This window comes from Paenibacillus sp. FSL H3-0286 (assembly GCF_045040705.1).
Classification (GTDB): Bacteria; Bacillota; Bacilli; order Paenibacillales; family Paenibacillaceae; genus Paenibacillus_AQ; species Paenibacillus_AQ odorifer.
The window spans coordinates 1,568,304-1,589,758 of the sequence record NZ_CP150285.1; the positions used below are offsets into that span (position 1 = coordinate 1,568,304).

At 37.9% G+C, this 21,455-nt stretch carries 7 protein-coding genes and 1 pseudogene; 7 read left to right on the top strand and 1 reads right to left on the bottom strand.

Annotated elements, in window-relative coordinates:
- The first annotated feature begins 296 nt into the window (after nt 1-296).
- The 4 genes and pseudogenes from MHB37_RS06875 (at nt 297) to MHB37_RS06890 (ending at nt 3,524) form a co-directional block, all read left to right on the top strand.
- The gene (locus MHB37_RS06875; RefSeq protein WP_076192933.1) at nt 297-587 is read left to right on the top strand and encodes a hypothetical protein; all 291 of its coding nucleotides are present in this window, start codon (nt 297-299) and stop codon (nt 585-587) included.
- Nucleotides 588-869: 282 nt separating this feature from the next.
- Nucleotides 870-1,382 (top strand): annotated as a pseudogene (sigK, locus tag MHB37_RS06880) (RNA polymerase sporulation sigma factor SigK); the annotation flags it as partial.
- A 633-nt stretch (nt 1,383-2,015) separates the two neighbouring features.
- Nucleotides 2,016-2,771, top strand: coding sequence for a 4'-phosphopantetheinyl transferase superfamily protein (locus MHB37_RS06885; protein ID WP_076192931.1), 756 nt, complete (start codon nt 2,016-2,018; stop codon nt 2,769-2,771).
- Nucleotides 2,772-2,822: 51 nt separating this feature from the next.
- Entirely contained in the window at nt 2,823-3,524 is a 702-nt protein-coding gene (locus MHB37_RS06890) for a thioesterase II family protein (protein WP_076192929.1), read from the top strand.
- 152 nt (nt 3,525-3,676) lie between these two features.
- Here the strand turns inward: MHB37_RS06890 and MHB37_RS06895 are convergent, their stop codons facing one another.
- Nucleotides 3,677-4,552, bottom strand: a complete 876-nt coding sequence (locus MHB37_RS06895) for a helix-turn-helix domain-containing protein (RefSeq protein WP_076279535.1) — start codon at nt 4,550-4,552, stop codon at nt 3,677-3,679.
- A 443-nt stretch (nt 4,553-4,995) separates the two neighbouring features.
- Here MHB37_RS06895 and MHB37_RS06900 point away from each other — a divergent pair, with 443 nt between their 5' ends.
- From MHB37_RS06900 to MHB37_RS06910, 3 genes are read left to right on the top strand one after another with little or no spacing between them, the layout of a single operon-like run.
- On the top strand, nt 4,996-6,342 hold the full coding sequence (locus tag MHB37_RS06900; protein ID WP_076192925.1) for an MFS transporter: 1,347 nt from the start codon (nt 4,996-4,998) through the stop codon (nt 6,340-6,342).
- 56 nt (nt 6,343-6,398) lie between these two features.
- A complete protein-coding gene (locus MHB37_RS06905) occupies nt 6,399-15,398 on the top strand; it encodes an amino acid adenylation domain-containing protein (protein ID WP_405132579.1) in 9,000 nt (2,999 codons plus the stop codon).
- Entirely contained in the window at nt 15,398-21,454 is a 6,057-nt protein-coding gene (locus tag MHB37_RS06910; protein WP_405169072.1) for an amino acid adenylation domain-containing protein, read from the top strand. The genes MHB37_RS06905 and MHB37_RS06910 overlap by 1 nt, the downstream gene beginning before the upstream one ends.
- Nucleotide 21,455 lies beyond the last annotated feature (1 nt).

Sequence of the window (21,455 nt, forward strand, 5' to 3'; positions counted from 1 at the left end):
TATTAGAGGAGTGCTACAATGAGATACAAAGAAATTTATGATCTCCACGTTCAGCTACTACACGTATATGAAAATAATGAGAAGTGTCAAGGTCCATTTCAGACACAAATAAATTATTACAAGAGACAATTTTTCATAGCTGAAGATATTGTTCAACGTATTTTTGTTCTAAATCAGCTCTTAAAAATCCATGAGAAAAGTAGAGCATTTAAAATTAAATGGTGTTCAGAAGAATACTTTAAATGACACAACAGATCAATGAGTAAATGTAGAAAAAGGAATGGAGTATAATTTGTATGGTACATTCGAAAAAAAGACATATGATGGATAGACCCTATATTAAAGAAGTTATTCGTGAACTTAAGCTTCTAGGATATGAGGAAGATGAAGCTAAGATAATTCTTATCAAGTACTATAGACCCTTAAAAAGGAGTTGGGGTTTTGGGCCCAATGCCTACTATTTTGCAAAAGAAGTCGATTCAATTCATAAAGCTGTTAATAAGAGAGTTGATCCTTCTGAAAGTGGTCAGATCTTTATAGGTCATTTGAAAAATCGAATGAAATCAAATCAGAAGGATACGCCTTGATTTGAATGATGGAAGATGGAATATGTATGGAAAAGTTGCTTTTGACTGTATTAGAAAAAGACTAGTAACTCCTTATACTTCCGATAATTAGTCATCCATAGTTAAATTCTCGATCATTCATTTTCTCAATTTCACTGGTGCAATATCCTTTACAATTTGCCCGTATCACAAGAATGGATACAGGTTATTAGAAACATATATATATGAAGTACAATCGTAAATAGTGAAACAACGAGCTTCATTACCAATTGCTCTTAGTTTATTTTTTACATTGGTACATATCACAACCTCAAAAAAATCGACAATACTGGTGAAGACATAGAGGATCTCATCTCTATCGGCATCATCGGCTTGATCAAAGCCATCGAGAGCTATCGCCCGAACAAAGGCACAAAGCTAGCCACTTTTGCCGCTCGTTGTATTGAAAACGAAATCTTAATGCGTCTTCGCTCGTTGAAGAAAACCCGTAAAGACGTATCTCTCCACGATCCGATTGGGACAGACAAGGAAGGTAATGAAATTACGCTTATCGATATCCTCGGCTCGGAAGCCGATGATGTTATTAAAGAAGTGGATCTGAAGATTGAGAAGAGTAAGATTTATCGTAACCTTGATATTTTGGATGATCGGGAGAAAGAAGTTGTGGTTGGGCGGTTTGGACTGGATACTGGTAGAGAAGAGAGGACGTAGAGGGAGATTGCCAAGGAGCTGGGGATCTCACGGAGTTATGTGTCGCGGATTGAGAAGCGGGCGCTGATGAAGCTGTATCATGAGTTTTATAAGGCGAAGCGGTGAGATCTTAGATAATAACTAAAGATTTACTATAGAGTGTTTTAAAAGCGACTTGCCAACCAGGGAGTTGCTTTTTTGTATATTCAAGTAGGGGAGAATAGCTGATTAAAGCATTATTGAAAATTATCTTTTAGTTGCTCAGGAGAGTTTTACTGTGAAATACAAAGAAGTTTATGAGTTCCATATTCAATTGCTATACGTATATGAAAGTAACGAAAAGTATCAAGATCCATATCAGACACAATTTAATTATTTCAAAAGACAATTTTTCTATAGCTGAAGATATAGTTACCTCGTATTTAATATAATTCGACTACCGTATTGTTTATTTGAGTGGAATCATAGTTCAATATTCCCATTATTAAGTGAATTTTTGTGGTTTGGAAAAGTCTTATAGCGAAAATTTATATAAAATGTAAAAATGTTGATTATGATGAAGTGAATCTAAAGGGAATTAATTCTTTTAATGAAATATTATTCCTTGTATTCTTAATATTATCATCATAAAATCTGTCTATCTAGATCCATGCTATGGGAAGTAATTGTGTAGTGGTTTTACAGTTAATGGATTTTTTTATGGAAAGAAGTGATGTAACCTGAATTTATAGATTTTATGCTAAACAAGTGCGATGAGTCATGCTGAAGTTTAACATTCGTTATGGAATTAAGTTTTTGACTTGCGTACATCAATTAACTAAAGGAGGAAACAAAATAATAATTTACGCAATTAATATCGAGAGTGTTTCTAAATATTTTATTAACAGTCTTTGGGGTTATATTCCAGAAAGTAGGGTGCTGAGTATAAAAAAATATAAAAATAATGATGACATTACCAGATCTTTGTTAGGAGAAGTAATAATTCGAATATTATTATCTGAATTAAAGGGGGGGGCGTTAATTGAACAAGCAATTTCTAGAAATCTTTTTGGTAAACCATTTTTAGTAGGAGGAGAAAATATTCATTTTAACATTTCTCATTCAGGAAAATGGGTAATATGTGCAATAGATAATTATCCTATTGGTATTGATGTAGAGGAAATTTTGGGAGTCACTGAAAGTGATTGCAAACAACTATTTACAAAAGATGAGAATTATCAATTACTAAATGAAAATATCTCGTTTTACGATTTGTGGACATGTAAGGAAAGTTTTGTGAAGTTAGTAGGTAAGGGATTATCCATACCTTTTAATTCGTTCACTGTTATATTCAATGATGAATATCCATATATTCACTATGATTCAACTATCTACTATTGTAAGCAATATGAATTTGATACTGGTTATAAAATTGCTTGTTGCTCTGTAAGAACAAGGTTTCCAAAAAAAATAATAGTATTAAATGAGAGGAAAATAAATAAAAAAATTAATTGTTCGATGATAACGCAAAGTTAAAAATGTTTATGAATGTCTAATAAAATTATATAAAGGACCAGTGAAGTTCTAATGATAAAATTATTTTGTATTCCCTATGCAGGGGGTTCTTCGGCATCATATGTGAAGTGGAAAAATTCACTAAACGAAGATATTCAGCTTATACCCTTAGAATTAGCAGGTCGAGGGAAACGGATTTCTGAAGGTCACTACATCGATTTCAATCAAATGGTAGATGATATATTTGAATCAATTATAAGCAGTATTCATGATCATACTCCTTTTGCGGTATTTGGACATAGTATGGGCGGTTACATAGCGTATGAATTGTTTGAAAAGCTTAAATCATTTAACTTGAAACATATTTTCTTATCCGGTACTAGGGCACCGCACCTAAGAATAATGAATTACAAATTTAAGTCAGATCAAGAACTAATAAACACCTTAAGAATTATGGGGGGGACTCCGGAAGAAATATTAAACGACCAAGATTTTCTGAAAATACTAATACCGGTTGTACGCTCTGATTTTACAAATATCGCAACTCATTCTTTCTCGAAGATAAAAATATCAGTTTCGGCTACTATTTTACATGGGCTGCATGAAGAATATAATGTCGAGGATGTTTACGCTTGGAATGAGTATTTTAATATTGCTCCTAAGATGTGTTTCTTTGAAGGCGGGCACTTTTTTATTAACCAATTTGAGAGTTCTATAATTGATATTATTAACAAAACGTTAACGTGTTCTGAATTAATATCGATTGAAAAATAAATTGAGGATAGAGCATTTAAACTGTTTAAGTTATAAGAAGCGCTGTTAGGTGTTTCTTATAACTTGTAATTGACTTGACATACTTCAGGGTAACTTTTTATGTGCGATACAAAGTTAAATTGCTTTATATGTAATATTATAGATAATCGAATTTAACTCAACTCACCTATTTTATTTAATACATGTTGAACAAATATCGTATTATCTGTTATTTCAAAAAGATAAAGTGATTTTTCATAATAAGATCTTGCATTGGTTATTTCCTTAATAAGGGAGTAGTTATAGCCAATATGATAGTATAATTCGCCTAATGAGAATGTTGAATAATGCTTAAGGCATATATTTACAGCTGTATGGCATTCTTTAATAGATTTTTCAAACAGTTGAAAACGTGTTAGCGTCACTGCGTAATTGTATAAAATCCTTACCAAGATTTTGTAATTAGATTGAACAGGAAGTTTATAATAATAGTGAAGACCACTTTCAAAATATGCAAGGGCTTCTTCCAGTCGGTACTCTTCGCAATACAATACTCCAATGCTATTTAACATCTGAATATCTTGTTCGGTCATGAACTCTGAATTTATTGAGTTCTTAATACAACTTAAGGCGTGCTCAAAATTATGATCAAGATAATATATACATATTCCCTCATGCCAAGAAAGATATCTTTGATATCTACTATTTTGAAATAAAGGGTTGTTTTTCTCTGATCGGATAAGATCATATAGATTTTGGTACTCGTGTTTATTTGTATACCCCTCAATTAAATCATAAAGGTCGGTAACATAATCGAAACGATCTGTCTGTCCCAAACTAAATAGATGATTAATATCTACACCAAGTCTATCAGCAATAAAATATAACATAGTTGCTTGTGGTTCTAACTCCCCGTTTTCAATTCTGCTTAATTGTGCTTGAGAACAAATTCCTTGGCATAACCTTTTTTGAGAGATTTTTTTTGATTTTCGAATGATTCGAATATTCTCCCCTATGGTTTTTAAATCCATTTTATAGCTTGTTGACACGTAAAAAGGCCTCCATCCAAAAATATTCTTATTAGTATATTTTATATTATCCACAAAAGAAAATCAGGGGTAATTTAGAATATTATATGTATTAAAGTAAATTATGGGCGGGTCGTTAGTTTAAAAATTCCTATATAGTAATAAATATACAAATATGATCAGGAGGATAGAAAATGAGAACAAAATGGAGAGCAGCTTTACTTATAATGACTATGGTCTTTATGTTTGGAGTAATGATACCCACAATAACTACCGGAGTAGGTGTTATTAGCACTAATGAACTACCGCTAAAACCCTAGAATCTGCTTGATGGTTTATTTTAAAAACTTATCTGTCTCTAGGGAGATTTTTGATTCGGTAAATAATGTGGTTGTCAATTGTTATATATTAATAAATATTCCGATTAAAACCTTGGGATATAAGGAATATAAGGAGCTGACTGTGTGAACGAAAATAGTTTTACCACAAAAAAGGGACTATGGTCTTTCGCTATCTTAATGATAGGTAGCTTGTTGTCTGGTATTGGAACTCAAATGACACAATTTGCCTTGATTGCTTGGGTGTATGAAAAAACAGGATCCGCACTCAGTGCAGGTATACTTGCGACTGCTTCATATGGCTCTGTAATTGTTGCAAGTATATTTGCAGGTGCATTCGTAGACAAATTCAACCGAAAAAAAATGATTATTTTGACAGATATTATAGCCTCATTAGCCACTGTGCTACTACTAACAATCCATTCATTGGATGTAATGTCTAGTTTCGTATTAATTTTATATGGAATTGTAAGAGGAGTAGTTGGCTCAGTTCAATTCCCAGCTTACATGTCTATTATTACCTTAATGGTTCCTGCCGGACAAAGATCTAGAGCAAATGGAATGTACCAAACTGCTTCAAGTTTGTCTACAACACTTTCGCCTGCTCTGGCAGGTATGTTACTTGGATTTATCGGAATTGAGCAGATTTTCCTTATAGATATTTTTACGTTTTTGTTTATTATCTGCACGATTATTTTTATTAAGATTCCTGAGTCTCAAAAAACAACAGAACAAAATGAAAGAACAATATTGTCAGATACTATAGATGGATTTCGTTATTTGTTTGCAAGAATGAGTTTGCTTGGTTTTGTACTCGTTTTGACATTCTATAATATTGCATTTGGTGCATATGAAGGATTGTACCGTCCAATGCTACTTGCTTTTTCAGATAACAGTGTAAAAATTGCTGGTTGGGCACTCATGGGTTATGGAATCGGTAACGTAGTGTCTGGAGTATTTATGACCATTTGGAAAGGACCAAAAAATCGTGTGCCACTTACTCTACTAGCATGGGCTATTTCTGGATTATTTGGGTTTGTTGTAGGCGGATGGGGGCGTTCTCTACCAGTTTGGATTATCTCCGGTTTTTTACAAGGTGTGTTTAATAATATTGCTGTGGTTCTTACTGTAGGAATATGGCAATCAAAGGTTGAACCAGCATTTCAAGGACGTGTATTCGGTATTATGAAGTTGGTGGCACAAGTAACTATTCCTGTTGCAGTATTTGTAATGACATTTATATCGGATAAAGTTGCTATCCCAGGTTTTAAAGAAGGGGGGATTTTATCTAACCTCTTTGGTGAATATGTTGGTAATGGTCCAGGAGCAGGTATGTCATTCGTACTCATCGTGAGTGGTTTACTGTTTGGTGTGATTAGTCCATTAATCATGTTCGTCTTTCCTTCACTCCGCAATGCTGATAAGTCAGAAGACTCCTCTGTCAATTTAGCAAAAACTGTTTTGAAGGGATGACTACAAAAATCAAAGTAATATAAATATAAAAAACCACTTCTGTGAGAAGGAGAACGATGGTGAAAATTAAAGAGATTCTTGATTTAGAGCATGATGAAGTAAAAGGGTTAGAAAAATTAAGAGATGTACAAGACCTTCGTTTAATAGCGCCTACCAGAAGAGCTCCCATTATTAATCATCAATTACTAGAAGACAACGGTAAAGTAAACTTTGAAATCCCCAAAAATACAATAAAGAATATAGAAAAATATTCTCAAGAATTAAATATTGAAGCTAAGTTCATTTTTTTAAGCGCTTGGATGATATTGCTTTATAGATATTCAGGAGAAAGAAAATTTATAGTGGGATGTGGTATGGAAGAAAAGAATGATGATCACGTTTCTCTACCGTTATTAATAGAAGTAGAGAAAGTTATGACCGGGAATCAAATGGTAGAGATGTTGTATGAGCATTTTAATAAAAAGCCAAATATCTCTTCTCAATTATACAAAAATCAGGAACAATTTGAAAAAATAAAATTTCAGGCTGGTTTCTTCTGGGGGAAACCTAACAATACGCTTGAAAAGCGAATCGCTTCTATTGAAGAAATATTGTATCAGATTGAAATGCCCATTGAACTAAATATATTTTTCTCAAATACAGAACAATTTGAGGGATGTATAAATTATAAGTGTAGTCAATTCGAGGAAATTATTTTTCAGCGTATGGTCAAAAATTATTTAGATTTATTAGAACAGTTAGTACGCAATCCTGTCACGCCTGTATCAGAACTGAAATACATAAACCGCGAAGAACTAGACCAGATATTGGTGCAATGGAACGAAACAAAAACCAGCTATCCAGCAGAGTGTACTATTGCAGAATTATTTGAGGAGCAAGTTAAGAGAGATCCAGAAGCAACTGCTGTAGTTTTCGAAGGAAATGTACTGTCGTATGCGGAGCTAAATGAACGAGCGAACCAAGCAGCTGCCTATCTGCGGAAGCAAGGAGTTAGTGAAGGGGACCTTGTAGGCATTAGCATGGAACGGTCAGCAGAACTTATAGTTGGACTATTGGCTGTTCTTAAGGCCGGTGGAGCTTATGTGCCACTAGATCCAAGTTATCCTAAGGAACGTCTTAATTTAATGATAGAAGATACTGAGTTATCTATTATATTAACTCAAGAGTACTTGCGCGAAGAACTTTGGCTTCACGAAGATCATTTGCAATTAATCATATTTAATTCATCAACGGAAGAATTCGCAGCTGAAAACAAAGAAAATTTAGCTCCTATGAGTTCATCGGATAGTTTAGCCTATGTAGTGTTTACATCTGGTTCGACAGGTAAACCCAAAGGTGTGGCCGTGCCTCAAAGAGGGGTGGTGCGGTTAGTAAAAGAAACGAATTATGTAACATTTGGACCGGATGAAGTGATGATGCTGTTGGCTCCGGTAGCGTTTGATGCTTCTACTTTGGAGATTTGGGGAGCCTTGTTAAATGGAGGAAAGCTGGCAGTTTTTCCAGCGCATCGACCTTCATTAGAGGAGATTGGAAGGTTTGTCGAACAAGAGGGGATTACCAGCTTATGGTTGACGGCAGGATTGTTTCATCAAATGGTGGACTATCAGCTACCGGCTTTAAGCAAGGTGAGGCAGCTTCTTACTGGGGGAGATATTCTTTCGGTAGCTCATGTGCAACAGGTCTTGGAAACACATTCTCAAATCACCTTGATTAATGGCTATGGTCCGACAGAAAATACTACGTTTACAACATGCTATCCAATGCAACATGGTACTGAGTTAGGAGAAAATGTACCAATTGGGCGGCCTATTTCCAATACACAGGTTTATGTTTTAGATGAAGCAGGCCAACCGGTTCCAATAGGGGTGCCAGGAGAGTTGTATACAGGTGGCGACGGATTAGCCAGAGAGTATGTGGGGAGACAAGAGCTTACGGAGGAGAAATTTGTAAGTAATCCATTTGTACCTGATGAGCGGCTGTACCGTACCGGGGACAAAGTTAGGTGGAGAGAAGATGGATTACTTGAATTTTTAGGACGAATAGACCAGCAAATAAAGATACGTGGCTATCGTATTGAACCAGGAGAGGTAGAAGCTGCGCTGGTTTCTCACCCGACAGTACAACAAGCTACAGTGGTAGCATTCGAAGTTACGCCTGGAGATAAGCAGCTTGTAGGGTATGTAGTCTTGGAGGGAAATACAGAAATAACGATGTTGGAATTGCGTAGGGATATTTCTGCCGCTCTGCCGGAATACATGGTTCCTGGTGTAATTGTGAAAGTGGACAGCATCCCATTGACACCTAATGGAAAAGTGGATCGAAGAGCTCTGCCGGAACCGGATTATGTTTCTGAGGTTGAAGAATATATTGCCCCAAACACGGACACTGAAGGAAAGTTAGCTGGAATTTGGGAACTGCTTCTACGTTCAGAGTGTATCGGGCGTAATGATCATTTTTTCCATAGAGGAGGACATTCGCTTCTAGCTACTCAGTTAGTATCTCATATCAGGGAGTCATTCTCAGTAGAGGTGAGTGTGGCTCAAATATTTAAAACGCCCATACTGAAGGACCTTGCAGTGGAGATTGATCAGGCAACCGGTGATAATATCTTGCCTCCAATTGTACCACGTCAAGTGAAAGGGGATGTGCCGTTATCTTATGCACAGCAACGTTTATGGTTTTTACAGCAGTTGGAGCCGGAGAGTCCACTTTATAATGTTCCTTTAACCTATGAAGTTACAGGTAAAATAAAGGAATCTTTACTGGAACAAGCTTTGAATGAAATGATCCGGAGGCATGAATCTTTACGGACCATCTTTCCGATGGGAGGACATGAACCTCTACAGCGGATTTTGCCTGAAGTAGAAGTAATAATTGAAAAGATAAACTGGATTGATCAAACCCACACTGGTAATAGCGAGTTATATGAAACAGAGGTGTTACAAAGGATAAATGAACAAGCTAAGACTCCTTTTGATCTTTCTGTTGCCCCCCTACTTCGTGTAACACATTACCGGCTGGAGGAAGAGCGATCTTATATTTTTTTAAACATTCATCATATGATTATTGATGGATGGTCTATGGGGGTTTTTCTTGAAGAATGGCTCGGTTTGTATGATTCTCTTTGTAATAATGAGATGTCTGAAATATTAGGTAAACGTCTTCAATATACAGATTATAGTGAATGGCAACGGAATTGGCTGCAACCGGATGAAATGAAAAAGCAAGCTGATTATTGGAAGTTGAAGCTTGAAGGGATACCATCGTATTTGGAATTTCCTACAGACTTTCCTACGCCTCTAACTCGAAGCATACGAGGTGAAAATAAATCATTTTCTCTTTCTTCTCAACTAAGTGAAGATTTAAAGAGGTTTTCCAAACAAGAAGGGGTCACGCTATATATGGCCCTACTCTCAATTTGGTCGGTCTTACTATATCGGTATTCAGGACAAGATGATCTGGTAGTTGGTTCTCCTATTGCGAATCGGACACAAAAAGAGACTGATAATATAATTGGTTTCTTTGTTAACACATTGGCTTTACGAATAAACGGAATGAAAGAACTAAGTTTCAGAAAATTATTAGGCCAAGTAAAGGAAACTACTTTAGAGGCATATTTGTATCAAGACATTCCTTTTGACAAGGTAGTAGAGATTGTAGAGATGGATCGCAATCCAGCTTATGCACCACTTTTCCAAGTGATGTTTGTGCTTCAAACTGATTATGCAGAAAAGATGGAGAGTAAGGAGTTACACCTCCGTCCAATTGCGACTGGAACAGGAACCTCCAAATTCTCCTTGACTATGGAAATGATATCAACAGAGCAAGGTATCACTGGGACACTGGAATATTGTACGGATTTATACAAACAATCAAGCATAGAACGAATGCTGGGACACTTTGAAAGTTTAATTGAAAATTGCCTGAGGAAACCAGACGTGCCGGTATCAGAATTAAAGTACATAAATAACGAAGAACTAGACCAGATATTGGTGCAATGGAACGAAACAAAAACCAGCTATCCAGCAGAGTGTACTATTGCAGAATTATTTGAGGAGCAAGTTAAGAGAGATCCAGAAGCAACGGCTGTAGTTTTCGAAGGAAATGTACTGTCGTATGTGGAGCTAAACGAACGAGCGAACCAAGCAGCTGCCTATCTGCGGAAGCAAGGAGTTAGTGAAGGGGACCTTGTAGGCATTAGCATGGAACGGTCAGCAGAACTTATAGTTGGACTATTGGCTGTTCTTAAGGCCGGTGGAGCTTATGTGCCACTAGATCCAAGTTATCCTAAGGAACGTCTTAATTTAATGATAGAAGATACTGAGTTATCTATTATATTAACTCAAGAGCACTTGCGCGAAGAACTTTGGCTTCACGAAGATCATTTGCAATTAATCATATTTAATTCATCAACGGAAGAATTCGCAGCTGAAAACAAAGAAAATTTAGCTCCTATGAGTTCATCGGATAGTTTAGCCTATGTAGTGTTTACATCTGGTTCGACAGGTAAACCCAAAGGTGTGGCCGTGCCTCAAAGAGGGGTGGTGCGGTTAGTAAAAGAAACGAATTATGCAACATTTGGACCGGATGAAGTGATGATGCTGTTGGCTCCGGTAGCGTTTGATGCTTCTACTTTGGAGATTTGGGGAGCCTTGTTAAATGGAGGAAAGCTGGCAGTTTTTCCAGCGCATCGACCTTCATTAGAGGAGATTGGAAGGTTTGTCGAACAAGAGGGGATTACCAGCTTATGGTTGACGACAGGATTGTTCCATCAAATGGTGGACTATCAGCTACCGGCTTTAAGCAAGGTGAGGCAGCTTCTCACTGGGGGAGATATTCTTTCGGTAGCTCATGTGCAACAGGTTTTGGATGCTTATCCCCAAATCATATTGGTACATGCCTATGGTCCGACAGAAAATACTACGTTTACAACATGTTATCCAATGCAACATGGTACTCATCTGGGAGAAAATGTATCGATCGGGCGGCCTATTTCCAATACACAGGTTTATGTTTTAGATGAAGCAGGCCAACCGGTTCCAATAGGGGTGCCAGGAGAGTTGTATACAGGTGGCGACGGATTAGCCAGAGAGTATGTGGGGAGACAAGAGCTTACGGAGGAGAAATTTGTAAGTAATCCATTTGTACCTGATGAGCGGCTGTACCGTACCGGGGACAAAGTTAGGTGGAGAGAAGATGGATTACTTGAATTTTTAGGACGAATAGACCAGCAAATAAAGATACGTGGCTATCGTATTGAACCAGGAGAGGTAGAAGCTGCGCTGGTTTCTCACCCGACAGTACAACAAGCTACAGTGGTAGCATTCGAAGTTACGCCTGGAGATAAGCAGCTTGTAGGGTATGTAGTCTTGGAGGGAAATACAGAAATAACGATGTTGGAATTGCGTAGGGATATTTCTGCCGCTCTGCCGGAATACATGGTTCCTGGTGTAATTGTGAAAGTGGACAGCATCCCATTGACACCTAATGGAAAAGTGGATCGAAGAGCTCTGCCGGAACCGGATTATGTTTCTGAGGTTGAAGAATATATTGCCCCAAACACGGACACTGAAGGAAAGTTAGCTGGAATTTGGGAACTGCTTCTACGTTCAGAGTGTATCGGGCGTAATGATCATTTTTTCCATAGAGGAGGACATTCGCTTCTAGCTACTCAGTTAGTATCGCATATTAGGGAGTCATTCTCAGTAGAGGTGAGTGTGGCTCAAATATTTAAAACGTCCATACTGAAGGACCTTGCAGTGGAGATTGATCAGGCAACCGGTGATAATATCTTGCCTCCAATTGTACCACGTCAAGTGAAGGGGGATGTGCCGTTATCTTATGCACAACAACGTTTATGGTTTTTACAGCAGTTGGAGCCGGAGAGTCCTGCTTATAATTGCCCTTTTATTTACAAGATTAAGGGTGATTTGCAATATGAGCTATTAGAACTAGCATTAAATGAGATGATTCACCGACATGAATCTTTACGGACATATTATCCTATAGTTGGTCAGGAACCTGCTCAACGAGTACTTCCTTCAATGCCCCTTCTGATTCAAAAAATTGATTTTACTGAAGTTTCTAAAAACGAAAGAGAGGGTTCCGCACTGTCTTGGGCACAGGAGCAAGCGCGTATACCCTTTAATCTGGAGAATCCCCCTCTTCTTAGAGCGGCTCTCATTAAACTAGAGGATAACTTGAATTGGTTTATATTAGTGAAGCACCACATTATAACAGATGGCTGGTCCATGCAAATTTTCACAAAGCAATTAAAAATATTTTATGAACAGCTTATACAAAAGCAAGGAATTAAGTTTACTGAACCCGTTATTCAATATTCTGATTTTAGTGAGTGGCAAAATCGTTGCTTTCATGAAAAACGGTTTGCTGGGCAAAAAATGTATTGGGAAAATAAACTGAGAAATGTAGCAGACAAACTAGAACTTCCTTTAGATTATAAAAGGCCTGCTATTCAAAATTTTTCAGGCTCACAATGTAAGTTCTCAATACCGAAGCCTTTGGTTAATTTACTGCAAGGATTGTGCAAGGAAACAGATACTACTCTATTTATGGCGCTATTAACAGCTTGGTACGCAGTAATGTATCGGTACTCAGGTCAAGAAGACATAGTCATTGGTGCCCCAATTGCTAATCGAAACCGAAGTGACTTAGAAGAGGTTCTTGGATTCTTTGTTAATACATTACCTCTAAGGTTAAATGTTACTAGAGAAGGAACATTCCGTAGCTTGCTTCTTCAAGTACGGGAAATAACTCTAGAAGCTTATGCAAATCAGGATATTCCTTTTGAACACATTATTGAGGCAATAGGAATAGAACGTAACATGAGCTATAATCCTTTGTTTCAAGTTATGTTTGTTCTTCAATCAGAAGAAGTGAGATCTTGGACGGTCGGAAATACAGATTGGGTCCAAGAAGATATAGACAATCAAACTGCAAAATTTGATCTTAACTTAGAAATAATATCGACTAGTACGGGATTAGAAGGCAGACTTGTCTATAATACGAATTTGTATGATTTTAAGACTGTGTCCAGAATGACAGAACATTTTCAAATGCTTTTATCAGGAGCAGTTATGTCACCGGACATTTGTGTTTCGACTCTTCCCTTATTGACAGAGTGGGAACAAAAAAAATTGCTTTTGTTAAACTCTACAGAACGAAATTATCCGCTTGATCTCTGCCTAGCAGACTTGATAGAGCGACAAGTTGCCAAAACGCCTGATCAAATTGCAGTGATTAACCATAACAACAACTTGACATTTCATGAACTTAATGTAGAAGCTAATAAATTGGCTCACCGTTTGCAACAAATGGGTGCATCATCAAACACTCTTATTGGCTTATACATGGAACGCTCGTTAGAAATGGTAATTGCAATGTTAGCGATCGTCAAATCAGGAGCAGCTTATGTACCAATTGACCCTACATATCCATCAGAAAGAGTCGAGAATATTCTGAAAGATGCAGCGATAAAAATTCTTCTAACAGATAGAAAAGTTATAGGAGATATGAAATATAATATAAATCTTATCTTATATTTAGATGAGGAGAGAATGATACCTCATGAGGGGCAAGAGGCAAATCCTATGAGAGAATCCGGATCTGATCGTCTGGCTTATGTAATGTACACATCAGGAACAACTGGTCAGCCTAAAGGAGTAATGATAAGTCACCGAGCTATATGTAACAGGTTGCACTGGATGAAAGAAGAATATAGTGTCAGTGAAACAGATACTATATTTCACAAAACGCCAATTAGTTTTGATGTGTCTGTATGGGAGGTTTTTCTTCCTTTGATGACAGGGGCTAAACTTATTATCTCAACACCTGGGGGACATAAAGACACCCAATATATGGTTCGAATGATTCTTTTGCATCGTGTAACCATGATTCATTTTATTCCTTCTATGCTTCAACTTATGTTAGATGAGGCTGATTTTTCTAATTGCACTTCATTAAAATTTGTGTTCAGTGGAGGCGAGACTTTGCCTTATGAACTGCTAGAAAGATTACTAGAGAAACTACCTGCTGAGATTCATAATCGATATGGTCCAACTGAAATTTCTATTAATGCAACTTACTGGCCTTCTGAGCGCAACAAAAATAAGATAGTTAAAATAGGTAAGCCGTTGGCAAATACGCAAGTTTATGTGCTGGATGCAAACCGAGAAATGGTCCCTATAGGAGTTCCGGGAGAATTATTTGTTGGGGGTACCTCGTTGGCAGAAGGATATTTGCACCGACAAGATTTAACTGATGAAAAGTTCATATTCCATACCTTTTCTAAGGATCGCAAAGCTAAGTTATATCGAACCGGAGACTGGGTTCGGTGTCTATCAGATGGAAACCTCGAATTTCTGGGGCGAATGGATCAGCAAGTGAAAATCAGAGGATTCAGAATAGAATTAGGTGAAATTGAGAAGACGCTAGGACTTCATTCAAGTGTTCGGGATGCGGTAGTTATTGTGAAAGAGCATCACCCTCATAACAATAGACTAATTGCCTTTGTCACGGCACATAGTCAAGAAGACATAGTTCCTTCCAGGCTCATGCAATATTTAGAACGCAGGCTACCAGAGTATATGCTGCCTGTAATAGTTCAGATTGATAAAATTCCACTTATGTCAAGCGGAAAGGTTGACCGCAAGGCATTGGAACAAATGGATGTGAAATTTCTAGAACGACAGTCAGTACGTGTAGAGCCAAGAACAGAATCCGAACGAACAGTGGCAAGACTCGTCGAAGAAATAATGGGCTTCGAAGATATCGGTATAGAGGATAATCTGTTTGAGCTGGGAGCAAACTCATTAAGCTTGGCACGTATGGCTATTCTTATACGGGAAACATTTGATATAGAATTCCCTACTAGGCTTTTGTTTGATAAGCCGACAGTCAAGCAATTGGCCTATCAAATTGACACCAAGATTTCATCTAAGTTGAATTCGAACAACCTGACTATCGACGTTGATCATCTCTCTGAAAACGAAATGGATACATTGTTATTATCTTTAATAGAAGAAGGTTGGGAATAATGAATACTAATTTGATACATTTGTCTAGCGAAGAGAAACGTGAACTACTCAGAAAAAAACTGCAAAAAAAAGAACATGAGCTTTCGGATGACTCGTGCGCCCCTCTCTCTAGCCAGCAGCAAGGATTGTTATTTATTTCAAAACTATACCCAGATCATACTCAATACCACATGCCTTATGTTCTTCAATTGTTAGGAACGCTAGATCTGGATGCATTGGAGAAAAGTATTAATGAAATTATTCGGAGGCATGCAACGCTCCGAACTGTGTTTGTAACTAATCAGTTTGGGGTCGAAGAGCAGCAGATACTGCCTTTTACACCGATGAAACTTCCTTTTTTAAACTGTAGCTTGGAAGAAAACACTCGTGAGGAAATAATTCCGAGAATTGTTGAATCTGAGTATTCAAGGAAGTTTGATCTTAGCAAGGGTCCATTAGCACGATTCAATCTAGTGAAATTCGCTGAGGAAGAGTATGTGCTAATATTTTTGGTACATCATATTGTATTTGACGGAGTATCAATGGACAAGTTTTTGGAAGAGATGAGACAACACTATGAGATGTTTGTGAATTCTGAGGATTCTCTTCTGCCGGAACTTTCTTATACGTATACAGCATTTGCCCGAGACAGCCACTCATTTTCAAAAAAAACAGAAATTGATAAACAATTAGAATTTTGGAAAAGCAGACTCTCCGGGGACCTTCCAATTCTTGATTTACCGATAGATAATAAACGTCCACTTATCGTTTCAGGCAAAGGAGCTACATTAGAATTCCCTATTCCCGATGATGTAATGCACAGCATAAGAAGGTTTGGCCAGTTACAAGGGGCCACTCTATTTATGTCACTTCTTAGCACCTTTTATATCCTGTTACATCGTTATACCCAGCAAGAAGATATTTTAGTAGGTACTCCGGTTTCTTGTAGAGATAGCTCTGAACTCATGCCTTTAATTGGTTTGCTAATTAACTCTGTTGTACTCCGAGCAGATTTGTCGGGGGATCCCACATTTACAGAAGTTCTTCAGCGTGTAAAGAATGTGGCTCTTGATGCGTTCTCTAATCAAGAAGTTTCATTCTCAGAGGTTGTGCGAGCTGTTAAGCCTGATCGTAGCCATGGACGATCTCCTTTGTTTCAAGTTATGTTCACTACAGAACATAGTTCAGACAAAGATTGGGTTATGGCGGGTGTAAAAGGGAAACTCATGATGGAACATCAGGGAACATCTAAATATGATATGACCTTTGTTGTTCGGGAAAGTCTCAAGGGGGCTAGCATAGTTATTGAATACAGTACGGACTTGTTTAATAAAGAAACAATTAAGCGGATGGCCACACATTATGTGGAACTACTGCGTGAAGCGGCAAAACGTCCAAACATTTCGTTCTCTCGTTTTAACATCCTTCCTGATGAGGAACGGGAAAAATTACTTTTATGGAACAAAACAGAGGTCCCAATTTCAAAAACACACAGTGTTCTTCATTGTTTTGAACAGATAGCACAAGAAATTCCATTTCAAATTGCAGCTGTAGATCAATATTCATCTATAACTTATAGAGAATTGAATAAAGCTGCGGACTTATTGGCACATCGATTACGACTATTGCAGGAGAGTGCAGGCGGAGTAATAGCAATTTGCATGAACAGAAGTATCTCAATACTTGTAGCTATGCTGGGGGTCTGGAAGGCGGGTGCTGCATACCTTCCTTTAGATCCTGGCCACCCACCAGATAGACTTGAATATATGTTGAAAGATGCAAGGGTGGCAGTAGTTATTACGGAGGATGAGTTAAAAGAGAGGTTACCTGTTAGCTCAAAAGTTCTATGCCTCGGTGAGTTATTGAAAAGTGAAAATGTGACCTCTGAAATGGTATCTCTTGAAAATCCCGTTAATGAGCTTGGGTATGTTATTTATACTTCAGGATCAACGGGAACTCCTAAGGGGGTTGGGGTTACCCACTCCAATTTAATGAATTTAATTGATTGGCATATTAAAACATACAGTTTGTCCCAAGAAGATCGAACCTCACAGCTGGCAGGAGTCAGTTTTGATGCTGCTGTATGGGAAATATGGCCAACGCTTTTGGTAGGTGGGACAATTTATCTGGCTGATGAAGAAACTCGTTTGTCTCCTCAGAGACTTCAGCAATGGTTGATAGAAAACCATATTAATATCAGCTTTGTACCAACACCATTGGCGGAAGTATTGCTTACTTTTACATGGCCTAAGTCGACACATTTAAGGGCAATGCTTACGGGAGGAGACAAGCTTCATCGGTTTCCGGACATCAGTTTACCTTTTCAATTAGTTAATCATTATGGCCCCACTGAAACAACAGTTGTAGCTACTTATGGTGTAGTTCCAAAAGGAATTCATGATGGTTCTCCGGTTATTGGTCGGCCAATTGCAAATACTCATGTATATATTCTTGATGCGAATCAACAAAAAATGCCAATTGGTGTGCCAGGAGAGCTCTATATAGGTGGTTTAGGTGTATCTCAGGGCTATATTTTTCGTTCTGATTTAATGGAAAATAATTTTGTGGAAGTTGAGGTTCATTCAGGACAGTGGGAAAGACTGTATCGTACTGGGGATATTGCAAGGATTTTAGCTGATGGCAATATAGAGTATCTATCTAGAAAAGATAATCAAGTGAAAATTAGAGGATTGCGCATCGAGTTAGGGGAGATCGAGACGCTACTAGCGGCGCATTCAGGAGTAAAAGAAGCGGTGGTAGTAACAAGGGGAACTTTACCAGGAGAATCCAAAATTATCGCATATGTAACAGTAGATCAACAATTAGAGATAAAGGAACCTGAGCTTATTAGAGCACTCAAAAAAAAATTGCCTGATTACATGGTTCCAGTACGAATTATCTGTATGACAAAATTTCCAGTTACTCGAAATGGAAAAGTAGATCGCTTAGCTTTACCTGAGGTTCTGGATTACGCAAGCTCCCATGAGTTTATGGCTCCTCAAAACAAGCTAGAGAAATACATAGCGGACGTTTGGATGCAAGTATTAGGAAAAGAAAAAATAAGTAGTACGGACAACTTTTTTGATATTGGTGGACATTCTCTATTGTTGGCCCGTGTTCATGAATTATTACAAAAAGGCATGAATACAAATATTCAATTAATTGAACTTTTTCAGTACACCACAGTTCAGCAAATTGCTCAACGTTTAACGAGTGAGCATGCTCTCGAATCCTCTATAAGCATCCATAGTGGACAAGAACAGAAGGGGATTAATGATTCAAATGCTTCGCCAGGAAATGATGATCAGAAGTTGATAAAGGAAGATATTGCTGTTATCGGTTTAGCTTGCCGTGTTCCTGGAGCGCAAGAAGCAGAGCAATTTTGGAATAATCTAAAGGATGGAATTGATTCTATTCGTTGGTTTAGTGAGGCGGAACTGATTGAAGCCGGTGCTGATGTATCCAATGTAAGCCGTACCAACTATGTTGCAGCTAGAGGATATTTAGAGGGGGCAGATCAATTTGATGCTGGATTTTTCCATGTTTCACCTCGTGAAGCGGAAGTAATGGATCCTCAGCATAGGATTTTTCTGGAGAATACATGGGAGGCATTAGAACATGCTGGGTATGATCCTGTTAGATTTGAAGGGAAAATTGGCATATACGCAGGGACTGCATTCAACACGTATCTACTCAATAATCTTTTGCCAAATCGTCAGTACGTAGATATGGTGGGGATGTACAGCATTTTTATGAACAATGATAAGGACTCCTTAGCTACCCGTACAGCCTATAAATTGAACCTGAGAGGGCCTGCTGTCACCATTCAAACAGCTTGTTCCACCTCACTTGTGGCAATTCACATGGCTTGTCAGGGTTTGTTTATGAACGATTGTGAGATTGCGTTAGCTGGTGGAGTTACAGTTCGCTCTCCTCTAATGGATGGGTATCTCTATAAGGAAGGCGAAATTAGCTCTCCAGTTGGGCAATGTCGAACTTTCGATGATGAAGCGCTCGGAACTATTGGGGGAATGGGGAGTGGAGTCGTAGTTCTAAAGCGGTTGTCTCAAGCTTTGAAAGACGGTGATACGATTTATTCAGTCATTAAAGGCTCAGCTATTAATAACGATGGTTCGAAGAAAATTGGATTTACTGCCCCGAGTGTTGAGGGTCAGGCTAATGTAATTAGTGAAGCTTTGCATAGGGCACAAGTGTCACCGGAGAGCATATCTTATATTGAAGCTCATGGAACTGGAACGCCGCTAGGAGATCCTATTGAAGTTAGTGCTCTATCAAAAGCTTTCCGAAATAATGGAGCACAAAAAAATGAATACTGCGCCTTGGGATCAGTCAAATCCAATATAGGACATTTGGATGCAGCGGCAGGGGTCATTGGTTTTATTAAAACGGTGTTATCCCTTAAGAATCGTCAACTCCCACCAACTTTACATTTTAAAACACCAAATCATAAAATTGATTTTACCCATAGCCCCTTTTATGTTAACAGCAATTTGCAGAATTGGAATGGTCCGGTTCCGCTTCGAGCAGGGGTAAGTGCTTTAGGCGTAGGGGGAACGAATGCACATGTTATTTTAGAGCAGGCACCATTTACTAAAGGATCAACATCTATTATGGCACAGCACTTAATTATATTATCTGCAAGAACGTTCAAAGCACTGGAGAATATGTCGTTTCGTTTAGCTCAATGGTTAGAAGGGAAAACAAACGAAGAGTTAGCAAATGCTGCTTACACACTTCAGGTTGGCAGATCTGAGTTTCCATGCCGTAGAGTCCTGTTGACTAGTGATATTAATAATGCAGTAGAACAATTAAGAAACTACTCTAATGGTGGGGAACAGCCCAAAGAGGTGAAAACTTCCCCTTCAGTGATATTCACTTTATCTGGACAGTATGCACAAAATCAGCATTATGTAAATGAACTCTATAAGTCGGAGCCCCTATTTACTAAAGAAGTGGATAAATGCTGTAAGCTTACAGAGTCCTGGCTGGAGTACGATATCAAAAAGCTATGGTTTGCTTCAGATATAGAAAACAGAAGTACTTCAAAGATTCATAATAAAGTACTAGATCTCGCAATTTTTATAGAGAACTATGCTCTAGGAAAGTTTTGGTTGGACTTAGGCATTCATCCGGAATTTATGATTGCTCAAGGTATAGGGGAGTATGTTGCTGCCTGTCTAGTAGGAGTGTTGGACTTGCGAGATGCTTTAGAAATGGTAGCTAAAAGAAGTGATATGCACACTGAGGAACATTCTCCCTATTATAAAACTTATCAGAATTTAATGAAGACAGAATTGAAAACCCCGATTTTTTCTGTGGATTTAGGAAGATGGATAGGGAAAAATACTTCTGCTCCTGATTATTGGGATAGATTTTCTAATGAAACGCAAGATTCTGTATTAAGCCTCAAGGAAATTGAGGGATTATTTAATTCTCCAAATCATCTATTCCTAGAAATAGGTAGCAATCAATCTTTGCTAACAACATTACCTAAAGTGCATTTGCAAGGATATAATCCTCAAATTATTGGAATTCATTCTAGTAACGCTGGGGAGAGAGAGACCATTATAAGCAGAATTCTAAGTGTTCTAGGAGAATTGTGGTTATCGGGCGTAACAGTTCTTTGGTCTCAACTGAACCTAGAGGGAGAACGTCGACGAATTGCTTTGCCTTCTTATCCCTTTGAACATCAACGGTTTTGGATCGATATTGTGAAGGAGCATAAACCAATTGAAAAAGATATCCTTGAAGAAGTAGCAGCTGCCAAATATAGTTCTCCGGAACCAGAGGGAGAAGTTGATTTACAGCTTAAAATTCAGGAAATAGTTATAAAAGTTTGGAAGGAAGTTGTTGGAAGTACAACAATTCAGACAGAAGATGATTTCTTTGAAATTGGCGGAGATTCATTGATGGCATCGAGGGTAATTAGCCGGATTAAAGAGATATTTCCAATTGAACTTCCCTTAGGGACTTTATTCACGTTTTCTCAACTACGTGATTTTGCTCACCAAATTGAGGAACGTGTAGTTGCTAAAATCAGCGAAATGCAGGAGTAGT